Annotated in this window: 14 protein-coding genes; 1 reads left to right on the forward strand and 13 read right to left on the reverse strand. The window is 65.2% G+C overall.

Translation table 11 applies throughout. The features are described 5' to 3' along the window. Position 1 precedes the first annotated feature (1 nt). From truB to MTR72_RS14080, 7 genes are all read right to left on the reverse strand, one after another. Positions 2–1,108: a tRNA pseudouridine(55) synthase TruB gene (truB, locus tag MTR72_RS14050; protein ID WP_280967392.1), complete on the reverse strand. Its 1,107-nt coding sequence runs from the start codon at positions 1,106–1,108 to the stop codon at positions 2–4. Further along, on the reverse strand, positions 1,105–1,536 hold the full coding sequence (rbfA, locus tag MTR72_RS14055) for a 30S ribosome-binding factor RbfA (RefSeq protein WP_280971156.1): 432 nt from the start codon (positions 1,534–1,536) through the stop codon (positions 1,105–1,107). The genes truB and rbfA overlap by 4 nt, the downstream gene beginning before the upstream one ends. 156 nt (positions 1,537–1,692) lie before the next feature. Then, entirely contained in the window at positions 1,693–4,377 is a 2,685-nt protein-coding gene (gene infB, locus MTR72_RS14060) for a translation initiation factor IF-2 (RefSeq protein ID WP_280967391.1), read from the reverse strand. A 69-nt stretch (positions 4,378–4,446) separates the two neighbouring features. Then, positions 4,447–5,130 (reverse strand): RNA-binding protein, encoded by a 684-nt coding sequence (locus MTR72_RS14065; protein ID WP_280967390.1) that lies wholly within the window; start codon positions 5,128–5,130, stop codon positions 4,447–4,449. A gap of 23 nt (positions 5,131–5,153) precedes the next feature. Continuing rightward, positions 5,154–6,764: a transcription termination factor NusA gene (gene nusA, locus MTR72_RS14070; protein ID WP_280967389.1), complete on the reverse strand. Its 1,611-nt coding sequence runs from the start codon at positions 6,762–6,764 to the stop codon at positions 5,154–5,156. A 2-nt stretch (positions 6,765–6,766) separates the two neighbouring features. Continuing rightward, complete coding sequence (gene rimP, locus MTR72_RS14075; protein WP_280967388.1) at positions 6,767–7,522, reverse strand: ribosome maturation factor RimP; 756 nt, start codon at positions 7,520–7,522, stop codon at positions 6,767–6,769. A 45-nt stretch (positions 7,523–7,567) separates the two neighbouring features. Next, the gene (locus tag MTR72_RS14080) at positions 7,568–7,813 is read right to left on the reverse strand and encodes a hypothetical protein (RefSeq protein ID WP_280967387.1); all 246 of its coding nucleotides are present in this window, start codon (positions 7,811–7,813) and stop codon (positions 7,568–7,570) included. Positions 7,814–7,894: 81 nt separating this feature from the next. Between MTR72_RS14080 and MTR72_RS14085 the strand changes: the two genes are divergently transcribed. Next, complete coding sequence (locus tag MTR72_RS14085; protein WP_280967386.1) at positions 7,895–8,977, forward strand: DUF2336 domain-containing protein; 1,083 nt, start codon at positions 7,895–7,897, stop codon at positions 8,975–8,977. An 11-nt stretch (positions 8,978–8,988) separates the two neighbouring features. On the opposite strand, the gene trmB is transcribed toward MTR72_RS14085, so the two are convergent. From trmB to ybeY, 6 genes are all read right to left on the reverse strand, one after another. Next, positions 8,989–9,702, reverse strand: coding sequence for a tRNA (guanosine(46)-N7)-methyltransferase TrmB (gene trmB, locus MTR72_RS14090; protein WP_280967385.1), 714 nt, complete (start codon positions 9,700–9,702; stop codon positions 8,989–8,991). Further along, positions 9,699–10,856 (reverse strand): M20 family metallopeptidase, encoded by a 1,158-nt coding sequence (locus MTR72_RS14095; RefSeq protein WP_280967384.1) that lies wholly within the window; start codon positions 10,854–10,856, stop codon positions 9,699–9,701. Before MTR72_RS14095 ends, trmB begins: the two co-directional genes overlap by 4 nt. Before the next feature lie 86 nt (positions 10,857–10,942). Continuing rightward, positions 10,943–11,356 carry a helix-turn-helix domain-containing protein gene (locus MTR72_RS14100; RefSeq protein ID WP_280967383.1) on the reverse strand — a complete coding sequence of 138 codons (414 nt, stop codon included), beginning with the start codon at positions 11,354–11,356 and terminating at the stop codon, positions 10,943–10,945. Positions 11,357–11,576: 220 nt separating this feature from the next. Beyond that, the gene (lnt, locus tag MTR72_RS14105; protein WP_280967382.1) at positions 11,577–13,190 is read right to left on the reverse strand and encodes an apolipoprotein N-acyltransferase; all 1,614 of its coding nucleotides are present in this window, start codon (positions 13,188–13,190) and stop codon (positions 11,577–11,579) included. Further along, positions 13,187–14,305, reverse strand: a complete 1,119-nt coding sequence (locus MTR72_RS14110; RefSeq protein ID WP_280967381.1) for a hemolysin family protein — start codon at positions 14,303–14,305, stop codon at positions 13,187–13,189. The genes lnt and MTR72_RS14110 overlap by 4 nt, the downstream gene beginning before the upstream one ends. Positions 14,306–14,318: 13 nt before the next feature. After that, positions 14,319–14,816, reverse strand: a complete 498-nt coding sequence (ybeY, locus tag MTR72_RS14115) for an rRNA maturation RNase YbeY (RefSeq protein WP_280967380.1) — start codon at positions 14,814–14,816, stop codon at positions 14,319–14,321. Positions 14,817–14,873 lie beyond the last annotated feature (57 nt).

Raw genomic sequence — 14,873 nt, forward strand, 5'->3', positions numbered from 1 at the left:
GTCAATTTCTCTCGTTGCGACCGGTGCTGGCAGTCAGGCCGGTCAGGTTGAACACACGCTTGGGGATGATTTCGCCATTGCCGACTTCGGCAAGCGCGAGAAGCCGGCCTGCCACCGTGACATAGACTGTGCCGCTACAATTGGGCGCATCCCGTCCGCGCAACACAACGGCCTGGCCCCGGTGGAGCCTTGCCGCATCAGCCCGAGTGACGGCCAGTGCCGGGATGTCGTCCAGCGCGGTCTCAACGGGCAAAAGCGCGTCGGCGAGGCTGCCCTCGCCGGACGCGGCTCTATGGCACAAAGCCTCCAACTGATCCAGCGGAATCATGTCGTTCTCGCCAAATGGGCCGACCAGGGTCCGCCGCAGCGCGCAGATATGGCCGTAAGTGCCGAGAATCCGGCCCATATCCCGGGCGAGCGCGCGGACATAGGTGCCCTTGCCACACTCGGCCTCGAATACCGCTCGATCGCTATCTGGTTGATCTACAAGGGATAAATGGTGAATCTCGACTGGCCGGGGGGCCAGCTCCACGACCTCGCCGTCGCGCGCCAGGTCATAGGCGCGCTCGCCCTGGACCTTGATCGCGGAATAACGCGGCGGGATCTGCTCGATCACCCCGGTGAAGCGCGGGAGAAGCGCTTCGATCGCCTCCCGGGTCGGGCGCAGGTCGGAGGTCGCGGTCACCCGGCCCTCGATGTCATCGGTGTCGCGCTCCTCGCCCCAGCACACGGTGAAGCGGTAGCGCTTGCGGCCGTCCATGACGAAGGGAACCGTCTTGGTCGCCTCGCCGAGTGCGATCGGCAGGCCGCCGGAGGCGAGCGGGTCGAGGGTGCCGGCGTGGCCGGCGCGCTTGGCCTGGAAAAGGCGCTTGAGCACGGCGACGGCCTGGGTCGACGTCATGCCGATCGGCTTGTCGAGCACGACCCAACCATGGACGTCGCGCCGGTCGCGGCGCGGCTGGTTGCCCTTCTGCTGCTTGGCGCGCGGATCATTGTTGACGCGGCGCGGCTCCTGGTGCGGCTGCGTGTCGCCGAAATTATTTTTCTGCACGTCGCGGGTATCAGGCTCTTCGCCGCCGATCGTGCCGTGAGCCGGGTCCATCGTCATTGTTCTTCTTCCCGATCCGAATCCGGATCCTGTTCCAGGTCTCTTTGCACCGCAGGCGTTCGCAAAAGCTTCTCGATCCGTTCCGCTTCGTCGAATCGCTCGTCGACGCGGAAGCGAATGTCAGGTGCAAATTTCAGGTTAACGCGCCGCGCGACCTCGCCGCGCAGGAATTTCTTGTTGCGCTCGAGCGCAGCAATGACGACCGCGGTGTCGCGGCCACCGAGCGGCATCACGTAGATTGTCGCGAGCTTCAGGTCAGGCGACATCCGTACCTCCGGCACGGTGATGATGTGGCCTTCGAGGTCCGCATCATGCGCACTGCCTTGCGCCAGAATATCGGCCATCGCATGGCGAACCGCTTCGCCGACGCGCAACTGTCGCTGCGAGCCGCCGGGCGTGGAGCTCTTTTTCTGATGGTGGCGGGGCATTTCTCGAAAATCACCTCGGCATGCCCGTGTTTGGACACGAGCATTGCCATTTGTCCTGTTGCAACGAATGAGAGGCGGATGGCCGGAAAAATCCGGCCATCGCACTCCCGCAATTTCAGTTCAAAAAAGATCCGGGCGCTTCGGTAAGATTTGGACTTACAGGGAGCGCTGGATCGTCTCCACTCGATAACACTCGATCACGTCACCGGCACGCATGTCGTGATAGTTCTCGAAGGCCATGCCGCATTCCTGGCCGGACTGGACTTCCTTCACTTCATCCTTGAAGCGCTTCAGCGTCGACAGCTTGCCTTCGTGCACGACGACGTTGTCGCGGATCAGGCGCACATTGGCGCCGCGTTCCACAGTGCCGTCGGTGACGCGGCAGCCGGCGACCTTGCCGACCTTGGAGATGTTGAAGATCTCCAGGATCTCGGCATTGCCCAGCATGGTTTCGCGCAGGGTCGGCGCGAGCAGGCCGCTCATCGCCTTCTTCACGTCGTCCACGAGGTCGTAGATGATGTTGTAGTAGCGGATCTCGATGCCGTTGCGCTTGGCGGCCGCGGCCGCCTCCTTGTTGGCACGAACCGAGAAGCCGATGATCGCGGCGTTGAAACCCTCCGCGAGCGTCACGTCGGACTCCGAGATGCCGCCGACGCCGGCATGCAGGATGCGGGCTGCGACTTCGTCGGTGCCGAGCTTCTCCAGCGAGCCGAGGATCGCTTCCAGCGAGCCCTGCACGTCGGCCTTGACGATCAGCGGGAATTCCTTGCGGCCCGCCGTCTTCAACTGCGACATCATCTGCTCGAGCGAGCCGCGCATGCCGGAGATCGAGGCTGCCGCGTTCTCGCGCTTCTGATGCGCACGGTAGCTGGTGATCTGGCGGGCGCGGGCTTCGTTCTCGACCACCGCGAGGCGATCGCCGGCCTCCGGCGGGCCGTTGAAGCCGAGCACTTCGACCGGCACCGAGGGGCCGGCTTCCTGCACCGTCTCGCCCTGATCGGAGATCAGCGCGCGGACGCGGCCCATTTCGGCACCGGCGACGATGATGTCGCCGACACGAAGCGTGCCGCGCTGAACCAGCACGGTCGCGACCGGGCCGCGGCCGCGGTCGAGCTTGGCCTCGATCACGGTGCCTTCGGCCGGGCGATGCGAATTGGTCTTCAGGTCGAGGATTTCGGCCTGCAGCGCGATCATCTCGAGCAGCTTGTCGAGATTGGTCTTGTTCTTGGCGGAGACCTCGACGTCGACGACTTCGCCGCCGAACGTTTCGACCTGTACTTCATGCTGGAGCAGCTCGGTGCGCACGCGCTCCGGCTTGGCGTCGGGCTTGTCGATCTTGTTGATGGCGACGATGATCGGCACGTTCGCCGCCTTGGCGTGGTTGATGGCTTCGACCGTCTGCGGCATCACGCCGTCATCGGCCGCGACCACCAGCACGACGATATCGGTCACCTTGGCGCCGCGGGCGCGCATCGCGGTGAACGCGGCGTGGCCGGGCGTGTCGATGAAGGTGATCTTCTTGCCGGTTTCAGGCGAAGACACCTGATAGGCGCCGATGTGCTGGGTGATACCGCCGGCTTCGCCCGAGACCACATTGGCATGGCGGAGCGCGTCGAGCAGCGAGGTCTTGCCGTGGTCGACGTGACCCATCACGGTCACGACCGGCGAACGCGGCTCGGTATCGGTGGAATCGTCGACGACGTCGAACAGGCCTTCTTCAACGTCGGAGGCGGCAACACGCTTCACGGTGTGGCCGAGCTCTTCGGCGATGAGCTGCGCGGTGTCGGCGTCGATCACGTCGGTGATCTTGTGCATCGCGCCCTGCTTCATCAGCATGCGGATGACGTCGACCGCGCGCTCGGACATGCGGTTGGCGAGTTCCTGAATGGTGATCGCTTCCGGAATCGTCACTTCGCGGATGAGCTTTTCCTTCGGCTCGTTCGAGGCATGGCCCTTGAGGCGCTGGGTGCGGCGGCGGAACGAGGCGATCGAACGCTCGCGCACGTCGTCGGCATTGAGCGCGGTGACGACGGTCAGGCGGCCGCGCTCCTTCTGCGGACCTGGTTTGTGCGTGGTCTTGGGGGCTGCCGCAGGGCGCACGGCGCCGCCGGGACCGCGACGGATCTGGCGTGGACCCTCGTCCTCGTCCGGTCCGGCCGCGATCGCGGGTGCGCGACCCGCAGGGCCGGCCGGCCGCTGTGCGGTCGTCGCGGGCCGGGCCGCAGAGGCCGTCGGCCGCGCGGTGGCTGCGCCGGGACGCGGCGCAGGAGTGGCCGGTGCCGCCGTCGCGGTACGCGCGGCCGATTGCGGCTGCTCACCTTCGCCAAAACGCTTCTTGGCCTCGGTTTCGGCCTTGCGCTTGGCTTCGTCCTCGTGACGATGGCGCTCTTCCTCGGCCTTGCGGCGGGCTTCGGCGGCTTCGCGCTCAGCGCGTTCGGCAGCCTCGCGAACGGCGCGGCGCTGGGCCTCTTCCTCGGCCTGGCGGCGTTCCTCGACCTCGCGCAGCTTGGCATCGGCCAGCGCGCTGGCGCGGGCGGAACGTTCGTCCTCGGTCAGCGTACGCAGCACCACACCGGAACCGGCATTGCGCGGCTGGGCGGGCGGCGGGGCCGGGCGCGAAGGAGCGGGCGCAGCCGCTGCCGGCTTCGCAACCTCGGGGGCCTGCGGCTCGGGGCCGCCGTCGCCGATGCGGCGCTTGCCGCGCTTCTCGACCACGACCTGCTTGCTCCGGCCATGGCTGAAGCTCTGGCGCACGGTACCCGTTTCGACGCGCGGCTTGAGCGATAGCGTCTTGCTCGGAACGCTCAGCTTCTTGTCGCCAGGGGTCTTGGTATCAACCATTCAGTAGTCCCAATCTTGATCTTGTTAACGTTGTGCGTTGCCGCACCGTCATCCGGTTTGTCGTTGTCTTCAGAAATCCTGGCCGTGATTTTCGGCAGTCTTGTCATCGTCCGCCAGCCGGTATCGGACCAGCATCTGGCTACGTGACAGGAATGTCCTGCTCGCCGGGCCCGCGAGCAGCGCAGCATGTATCACATTTGACCGGGTCAGTGCCAAATCCAATTCTGCCGATTTCAATGCAGTAACGATGGGAATCGGCGGCCGGGCACCGCGATTCCCGTCATTTTGCCGCGCCAGCGTGTCCAATTTGCGGATTCCGTCCGCGGCCCCGTCGCTGGCATGGATCAGGACCTCGACCGTGCCTTCCCGCAAGGCACTTTCGACCTTGCCAAAACCGGCCACGACCCCGCCCGCCTTGGCCGCAATCGCAAGTGCCTCGGCCACGCTCCGAACCAGGAGCGTCTCCGTATCTGACGGGAGCGTCGGAGGAATGCGCAGGTCGCGCTTGAAGGCTTTGCTAAATTGGTTACGGCGGACGGCTTCCGCAACCGCCTTGCGCGATGCGGTGATCCACATGCCCCGTCCGGGCAGCTTGCGCTTGAGATCGGGAACCACCTCGCCCTGGGGCGATACGACGAAGCGGATCAGCTCGTCGATCGGCCGGACCTCGCGGCTGACCGCGCACATCCGCATGGTCGCGGACCTTTCGGTCCGCGGTCCATGGTCGAGTTCGGGGTCAGTGTGAGCGAGCATCCGGGCGACATCTCCTGTTGCCCTTAAGCCGGCTGGTCTTCGGTCGCCTCGGCCTCCTCGCTGGGCTTGGCGAGATCGGCCTCGGTGATCCAGCCGGCCTTGACGCGCGCCTGCATGATCATGGCTTCCGCGTCGTCGCGGGAGATGTCGATGCCATCGAGTGCACCGGCGTGCTTGGTCGGCTCGCTGCCTTCCTTGCGCTCGGTCCAGCCGGCCAGGTCGTCGGTGGCGCAGCCGGCCAGATCCTCGACCGTCTTGATGTCGTTCTCACCAAACTTCACCAGCATCTTCGAGGTCACGCCCGGCACGTCCTTGAGCGCGTCCTCGACGCCGAGTTCCTTGCGCCGGGCCTCGAGCTCGGCCTCCTGCTGCTCCAGATATTCGCGGGCGCGGTTCTGGAGCTCCTGCGCGGTCTCGTCGTCGAAACCTTCGATGCCGGCGAGTTCCTTGACATCCACCATGGCGAGTTCCTCGACCGAGGTGAAGCCTTCAGACGCCAGCAATTGGCCGACCACCTCGTCGACATTGAGCGATTCCATGAAGACGCGGGTGGAGTTCTCGAAATCGGCTTGGCGACGCTCCGATTCCTCCTGCTCGGTGAGAATATCGATGTCCCAGCCGGTGAGTTGGGAGGCGAGACGGACGTTCTGTCCGCGGCGGCCGATCGCCAGCGAAAGCTGGTTGTTGGTGTCGGGAACCACGACCTCGATGCGCTCGCGGTCCTCGTCGATGACAACCTTGGACACTTCGGCCGGCGCCAGCGCGTTGACCACGAAGGTCGCAATATCAGGCGACCAGGGGATGATGTCGATCTTCTCGCCCTGCAGCTCGTTCACCACCGCCTGCACGCGCGAGCCGCGCATGCCGACGCAGGCGCCGACCGGATCGACCGAGGAATCGCGGGAAATCACGCCGATTTTTGCGCGCGAGCCGGGGTCGCGGGCAACCGCCTTGATCTCGACGATGCCGTCATAGATTTCCGGCACTTCCTGCGCGAACAGCTTGGCCATGAACTGCGGATGGGTGCGGGACAGGAAGATCTGCGGGCCGCGGGTCTCGCGACGCACGTCGAAAATATAGGCGCGGACGCGGTCGCCGTTGCGGAATACTTCGCGCGGCAGCATCTCGTCGCGGCGGATGATGGCTTCGCCACGGCCGAGATCGACGATCACGCTGCCGTATTCGACGCGCTTGACGACGCCGTTGACGATGTCGCCGATGCGGTCCTTGAACTCCTGGTACTGCCGGTCGCGCTCGGCCTCGCGCACCTTCTGCACGATCACCTGCTTTGCCGACTGCGCGGCGATACGGCCGTATTCGAGCGGCGGCAGGGTGTCGGCGATGGTGTCGCCGACCTGGGCGCCGGGATTGGCGCGCTGCGCGTCGGTCAGCGAAATCTGGTTGGAATGATTTTCGACCTTGTCGACCACTAGCATGTGGCGCGACAGACGGAGCTCGCCCTTCTTCGGGTCGATCTCGGCGTGAACGTCAGTTTCGCTGCCGTAACGGGCGCGCGCCGCCTTGGCGATGGCGTCCTCCATCGCGGCGATGACGATGCTGCGGTCGATCGATTTTTCGCGCGCAACGGCGTCTGCGATCTGGAGCAGTTCTAAACGATTGGCACTGACTGCCATGGCTAGTCTCCTTCGTCAGGCTCGATTTCGCCGCGCCGCGCGCGTTCGGCGGCAAGGCGATGTTGCTTGGTGTTCTTCGGGGCCGGCTTTTTCTTCGGCTTGGTGTTCTTCGTCGTCTTCTCGCTGATCTTCGCGTGCGGGGCCTGCGGCGGCTCCAACCCGAGATTGCGCCGCATCTCGCGTGCCTCGGCCTTGCCGCGGCGCATCGATTCGGCGATCAGTTCATCGGTCAGCACCAGCCGTGCATCGCCGATATCCTCCATCACCAGGAGAACCTCGGCCTCGTCGCCGGCCTTCACGTCGTCGCGCTTCACCCGCACCCGGTCGCCTTCGACCCCGGCGAGCATGCCGCGGAACCGCTTCCGTCCCTCGTGGGCGACCGCCATCTCGATCTTGACGAGATGCCCCGCATATCGCTCGAAATCCGAGCGCCGCACCAGCGGCCGGTCGATTCCGGGCGAGGAGATTTCCAGCCGGTAGGCGCGGTCGATGGGGTCGGCGACGTCGAGCACGGGCGACAGCGCCCGCGAGATTGCCTCGCAATCTTCAAGCTGCATCGAGCCGTCGGGGCGCTCGGCCATGATCTGCAGGGTGCAGCCGGCTTCGCCGGAAATGCGGATCCGCACCAAACGGTAGCCCATGCCCTCGAGCACCGGGCTGGCGATCGCCGACACCCGTGCCGCCACGCCCGGCTCGACCACTAGCCGCGGCTCAGCCAGCAATTCGGCATCCGTGGAACCAAGGTTCGGTTCGGTCATATTCAGGGTCAAGGCGCTCGATGGTTAAGGCTTGGTTATAACGCTTCAGAGGCTGGTTCGGACTTCCTTCGGCCCCAACAAGCCGTCGGGCCGCACTCCTCCCGCCAAGCCGCGTTCAGGTAATAAAAAAGAGCGGGTCCTTTCGGGCCCACCCTCATTACGCGGATCGTATGAGAAGATTAAGTTGGCGCTGATATAGCGCTTTCCACCCTCCCGGACAAGGCCCATCGCAGCCGGCGAGGGGCTTTTTGCGGCCGATTTGCCTGCCCGTTCAAGCAACGCTTCGTTCATCTAGGGAGCCTAGATTTCCCGATTGTGGGGCGGCTTGAGCCAAGGGCGCACCCGCGGCGTGCCCGATTCGAGTTGCGTTTCATGACCGTTGCCACGTCGCTCATTCCCGGACTGGACGATATCGTCAGACGCGGCGATCCGAAGCGTCGCGGCGAGGTGGCGCGCGCCATCGCCGAGCTGTTCCTTCGGGATTCCGCAAGGCTCCGTCCCGACCTCGTTGCGCTGTTCGACGATCTCCTGATCGACCTCGTCCCGCATGCCGAGCTGGCCTCGCGCGTCGATCTCGCCGAGCGTTTCTCGCGCCTGAACAACGCGCCGCGCCTTCTGGTGAGGCAGCTCGCCCGCGAGAACGAGATCATGGTGGCTGGCCCGGTGCTGCGCCGCTCGCCCGTGCTCGACGAAGCCGCGCTGATCGAGATCGCACGGCTGAAAGGGCAGGGCCATCTGCTGGCGATGACGGAGCGGCCGACATTGTCGGCTGACGTCACCGACGTTCTGGTCGAGCGCGGCGATCGCGACGTAATACGTCGCGCCGCCGGCAATGCCGGTGCGGTGTTCTCGCCAGGCGGCTACTCCGAGCTGATCAAGCGCGCCTCGCAGGATGGCGTCCTGACGCTCAAGCTCGGTCAGCGCGAGGATCTCTCGGGCGATCATCTGAAGGAGCTGCTCGACGGCACGCTCGACGTCATTCGCCGCCGCCTGTCCAGCGTGGTCAATCCGGTTCGCCAGGTCGAGATCAAGCGCGCGATGGCGGCGATCGAGGAAGCCGCGCGGCCGCCCGGACCGCGGCGCGATTTCTCGGACGCGCAGCGCACCGTGCTCGCCCTCCATCGCGAGGGTCATCTCGGCGAGAGCGCGCTGCTCGGCTTCGCCAAGGCGCACAAATACGAGGAGTCGATCGCCGCGCTCTCCGCGATGTCCGGCGTCAGGCTCGCGAACCTCGATCGCCTGATCGCAGGCGATCGTTATGATCCGATCCTGATCCTCGGCCGTGTCTTGAATCTCGGTTGGCCGACGGTGCGCGCGCTGATCCTGCTGTGGTACGGTCCGCACCGGACGCCGGCCGATGCCGACATCGAAGCCGCCCGCACCAACTTCACGCGCCTGATGCCCACGACCGCCGAGCGCGTCGTGACGTTCTGGCGCAACCGGCAGACGATCTGAGATCGTCGCGACTACACTCTGCGAAACCGCAGATACGCCGCCTTGCGTCCCTCGCGTGCGGCTTTCCTGCCGTAGCGCGTCATGGTGTAGCCGGCCCAGGGCAGGCGGAAATCATCGGCGCGCTCCGCAAGCCAGAGGAAATCCGGCGAACGTGCGAGATGCGACAGCGTCCAGGCGCAGTAATCGTCGATGTCGCAGACGAAACGGAATTCGCCGCCCGTCTTCAGCACGCGCGCCATCGCCGTGATGGTCTTGTCCTGGACGAAGCGCCGCTTCCAGTGCCGTCGCTTCGGCCACGGGTCGGGATGGATCAGGTCGATCCGCGACAGCGATGCTTGCGGCAGCCAGGCGAGCAGCTCGGCGGCGTCGCCTGCGAACAGGCGGATATTGCCGATGTTGCCGACCTCGATCTGCGCGAGGATCTTGGCCATGCCGTTGACATAGGGCTCGCAGCCGATGAAGCCGGTCGTGGGAAAGTTCTGCGCCTCGGCCGCAAGATGTTCGCCGCCGCCAAAGCCGATCTCGAGCCTGAGGTCGCTCGCGGCCGGATCGAAGATCTCGCGGACATCCGCTGGCGCCTCGTGCGCGATGTCGAGCGCCAGATGCGGCAGCAAATTGTCGACGAGGTCGGCCTGGTGCTGCCTCAGCTTGTGACCCTTGCGGCGTCCGAAGAATGCGCGCTCGCTGTCATCGGTGCGGCGCGGATGCGGCTTGTCGTCGATCATCGCAGCGTCTGATAGAGGCGATGGAGCAGCCGCGCGCGCGGTTCGAGCGAGGAGACGTAGAGCTGCTCAAAATGGGTGTGCGCGCCCTTGCCGTCGACGCCGAGTCCGTCGAGCGTGCCGGTATGCGCGGCGGTGAAATTGCCGTCCGAGCCGCCGCCGGTATGAACGTCGATCAGGTCGAAGCCGAGCTCGGCAGCCAGCGTCTTCGCATGCTCGAACAGCGAGGCACCCGAATTGTTCTTCTCATACGGCGGACGGTTGAGCTCGCCCGTGACTTTGAGGGTGACGCCGTCAGTCTTGGATTTCAGCCCGAGGATCCTGCCGACGAATTCTTCTGCATCGGTGAAGCTGGGGACACGTAGATCGACTTCGGCATAGGCCTCTTCCGGCGTCACGTTGGGACGCGTGCCGCCGCGCACCACGCCGACATTGACGGTGACGCCGCGCTTCAGGTCGTTCATTCCCTCCAGCACCTGAATGACATTGGCGAGCTCGCGGATCGCGCTGCGCCCGTCTTCGGGCCGCGTGCCGGCATGCGCGGGCACGCCCTTGATGAAGACCTCGAACCGCCCGACGCCCTTGCGCCCGGTGACGATCTTGCCGCCGTCGCGCGCGGGCTCCGTCACCAGCACGTATTTGGCCTTGCGCCCTTCCTGCTCGATCAACGCGCGCGAGGTGGGGCTGCCGATCTCCTCGTCGGAGGTGAACATGTGGGTGATGCCGAGCGGCGAGCGATCCGCCGTGGCGCACAGCACGCGAAAGGCGTGGTGGGCGATGTAGGCGCCGCCCTTCATGTCGTAGATGCCGGGACCGAACGCGCTGTCGCCCTCCACTTTGAAGGGCAGTCGCTCGATGAATCCCATGGGATGGACAGTATCGAGATGACTGAGCACCAGGATGCCCGGCTGATCCTGGCCCCACGCCGAACGGACGATGAGGTGATCGCCGCAGCCATCGACGCCGGCAACGCGTTCGATAGTTGCCGGCAGGTCGCGATAGTGATCCGCAACCAGGGACGCCAGCTTGTTGACCTGTTCAGGCGTGTCCGTCGGCGTCTCGATCTCCACCCAGCGGCGGATGCCATCGAGAATAGTTTGGGAATCGAACAAATTGGAGCTCGCCATTGACGCATCTGTGCCTTTGAATCGCATCATCGGAGAGGGCGCACCGAAGGCGCGCCCTCACATGACGACATAGGCCAGATTTGGCACAGTCTCAAATCGGAATGAGGTGGCGCGCGTCAGCGCTTGTCGGGGCCTTCGCGGGCGGCGATCTGCTCGACGAGATCGACGATGGAGCGGCGCAGCTTCGAATCGCCGATTCGGGTGAACGCCTTGGTCAAGGCGAGCCCCTCCGAGGTCGCGAGGAAATCGGAGACATAGGAGGGAGAGGCGCCCTCGCTGAATCCGTCGGCGCCCGGCGTACCGCTCGGTCCGCCCTCGAACAGGAACGATACCGGCACCTGCAGAATCTCGGCAATCTGCTGGATGCGGCTCGCGCCGACCCGGTTGGTGCCCTTCTCGTATTTCTGGATTTGCTGGAACGTCAGGCCCAAAGCTTCGCCGAGCTTTTCCTGGCTCATGCCCAACATGATGCGGCGCATGCGCACGCGACTGCCGACATATTTGTCAACAGGGTTGGGCGCTTTCGACATTTCCTCAGCCCTCCAGACACCACCGTTGGCGCAATGGAAGTATTGCCTCAGGTGACAGCGATATCAAATTTCACTCTGATTGGGGAAACATTGCGGAGAAATTTAGCAATGCACCGCTGTCTTGCTGCAGCGAGGCCAGAATGCGGAGGCCGTGAGCGGTCTGTCAACCGCGGACTACGGTTGTCAAGGGTTTCCGGACTCCTCGCTGAGCACGGCGCGATCAGGGGTGCCGTCTGCCAACGCGTCGCAGCACCGCCAGGATCACGGCCAGCGCGACGAGCATGGCCGCGGGGATGTCGCCGACCCTCGCGTAGACAGTCGGCGGGATCGCGGCTGGCAGGCCTGCATCCAGGATGCCTTCGATCCCGAGACCGAGCCTGGCAACGGTTCGTCCCACCGGATCGATCACCGCCGACACGCCGGTATTGGCGGAGCGGACCAGCGGCAGCCCGAGCTCAATGGCACGCATCCGCGCCTGCTCCAAATGCTGGTAGGGACCGGTCGAGATGCCGAACCAGCCGTCATTGGTGAGGTTCACGATCCAGCCGGGACGTTCGTCGCGCGCGGCGACGTCGCCGGGAAAGATCGCCTCGTAGCAAATCAGCGGCAGCGCGCGCGGCGCACCAGGCACCGGCAGCGCGTGCCGTACGGTGCCCGGGATGAAGCCGCCGCGTACCCTCGTCAGTTGCTCGAAGCCGAGCTTCTCCATCAGGTCCTGGAAGGGAAGGAATTCTCCGAACGGTACCAGGTGCAGCTTGTCGTAAACCGCGAGCACGCTGCCGTCGTGGTCGATCACGTAGATCGAATTGTAGGCGCGAGTGATTGGTTTGCCGGGCGGTAGGTCAGGAGCACGGACCGATCCGGTGATCAGCACCGTTCCCTTAGGCAGCAGATCGGCGATCTCTGCCATCGCATCGGCTTCGCGGGTCAGGAAGAACGGAAAGGCGGATTCCGGCCAGATCAGAATGGTGGCATCGCGCACGCCGGTCGACTGCGGGCCGGAGGCGCGGTCCGACAGCGAGAGGTATTTCTTCATCACCTCTGCCTTGGCGGCGTAGTTGAACTTCGCATCCTGCTGCAGGTTTGGCTGCATCAGGCGCAGCTTGGCGCCGGCGACCATCGTGGTCGGATGCAGGGACAGGCGGATGGCGCCGAAGATGCCCATGACGACCAGCAGTGCGACCGCTGCGGCCGGCACGCGCCAGGCCACACCGCGGTCCGCCGTGCGGTCGATCAACACCGCAGGGCTCGCGAAGATCGCAATCGTGAGGAACGTCATGCCCCAGAGGCCGATCAGGGACGCCGTCTGGGCCAGCGGCAGCGGCTCGGATAGCGCATAGCCGAAGGCATTCCAGGGAAAGCCGGTCAACATGTGTCCGCGCAGCCATTCGCTGACCGTGAGGCTTGCGGCAAGCGCGAGCACGCGCGTGCCATCCTTGGTCCAGAGCAGGCGCGCGAGCGCGAATCCGATCGCCGTGAAGATCGCAAGATAGGCTGGCAGGCCTAGCACGGCAAAGGGCGTCAGCCAGGCAAAGACGTCGGCCTCGACGAAGAAGGCGTAGCCGATCCAGTAGAGACCTGGCACGAAATATCCGAGTCCGAACCAGTAGCCGGTCAACGCCGCGGCGGGAACGCCGCCAAACCGTCCGCCGCCTGCGCCGTCAATCAGCCAGACCAGCACCGGGAAGGTGACGAACAGCACCGGCCACGCGTTGAACGGTGCCAGCGCCAGCACCGACAGGGCGCCTGCCGCCATTGCAATGAGGGCACGCTTCCATCCCCAGGTCAGGATGATGGCGAGGGCGATCGGTTGCAGTCGCTGGAAGGGACTCACGGCGTGCCGGCTCCGTCGCTCGGCGGCGGAGTAGGCGTGTCGCCTGTCTGCGGCTGGCCTGCATCCGGCGGCGCCTCGCGGCGGCGGCTCTCGCGTTGGGTGCGCGGTGCGGGACGTTCCTTCCGCGTCGAGATGCGCAGCCGTTTGACGCGGCGTGGATCGGCATCGAGCACCTCAACTTCGTAATTGCCGGGGCCGGAAATCACCTCGCCGCGGACCGGCAGGCGGCCGACGAAGCTGACGAGATAGCCGCCGAGCGTCTCCACCTCTTCGCCGGCTTCTCCGGTGACGAAATCCTCGCCGATCACCGAACGGACGTCGTCGAGGCTGGCGCGCGCATCGGCGATGAAGGTGTTGTCGGGCAGGCGGACGATGGACGGCGGCTCGTCGCTGTCATGCTCGTCGTCGATCTCGCCGACGATCTGCTCGACGATGTCCTCGAGCGAGACCAGCCCGTCGCTGCCGCCATATTCGTCGACCACCAGCGCGAGGTGAATGCGCGTCGCCTGCATCTGCGCGAGCAGGTCGATCGCCCGCATCGACGGCGGCACATAGAGCAGCTTGCGGATGATGTGGGCATCTTGCAGCGGCAACGCGAGATCGATCGCGCGCAAGTCTAGCCCGGCCGGCAGCGGCTTCTTGCGCTTGGCCTTGGCCGTCTCCGACACGCGTGCGCGCGCGGTCATGAAGGTGAGCAAGTCGCGGATGTGGACGATGCCGACGGGATCGTCGAGCGTCTCGTTGTAGACCACGAGACGCGAATGGCCGGCGCTCTCGAACCGATCCATCAGCTCGCCGAGCGGAATGTCGTTCTTCACCGCGACGATGTCGGCGCGATGCACCATGACGTCGGCGATGCGGCGCTCGTGCAGATTGAGAATGTTGCGCAGCATGGTGCGCTCGACGGCGGAGAAGCCGGTGTCGTCGGGCGTAGAGGCGTCGAGCACGACCTGGAGGTCGTCGCGCACCGATCCCGCCTTCCAGCCGAACAGCGTCCGGATCGCGCGCAACAGCCAGCCTTCCGCGGTCGGGCGCAAGACCTCGCCTGGCGTCACCACCGCGGGCAGGTTGCGGGTATTGCGTGGATTGTCGTGGGTCGGTTCGGAATCCACCATCTCAATCAATCCGTCAGCGCTCTGCATAGGGGTCGGGGATGCCGAGATGCGCCAGGATCTGCTGCTCGAGCGTTTCCATCTCCTCCGCGTCGTCGTCGTTTTCGTGGTCGTAGCCGATCAGGTGCAGGAAACCATGCACGGCCAGATGGCTCAAATGGTGGTCGAACGGTTTCTGTTCCTCGTCCGCCTCGCGCCGCATGGTTTCATAGGCGATGGCGATATCGCCGAGCATGCGCGGTGCGTCGCCTACTTTCCACTCGCCCTCGGGCTGCAGCGCCGGAAACGACAGCACGTTGGTCGGCTTGTCGATGCCGCGCCAGTTGCTGTTCAGCGTGCGGATGCCAACATCGTCGGTCAGCATGACCGCGATTTCTGCTTCGGCAACATCCTCATCGACCGTCTCGGCTGCGGCGGCGATCGCGCGCTGGATCACGGCGTCCGCATCGGGCTCGCTCTGCCAGCAATCGGCGACGACGAGAACCTCGGTGGTGGGCAGGTTGGGATGCGACATGGTGTTGTTCGGAACGGATGACGCTTCTTCGCGTCTTTCAGATTCGGTTGTGTCTCT

It is taken from the genome of Bradyrhizobium sp. ISRA442 (assembly GCF_038085055.1).
In the GTDB taxonomy this organism is placed as follows: Bacteria; Pseudomonadota; Alphaproteobacteria; order Rhizobiales; family Xanthobacteraceae; genus Bradyrhizobium.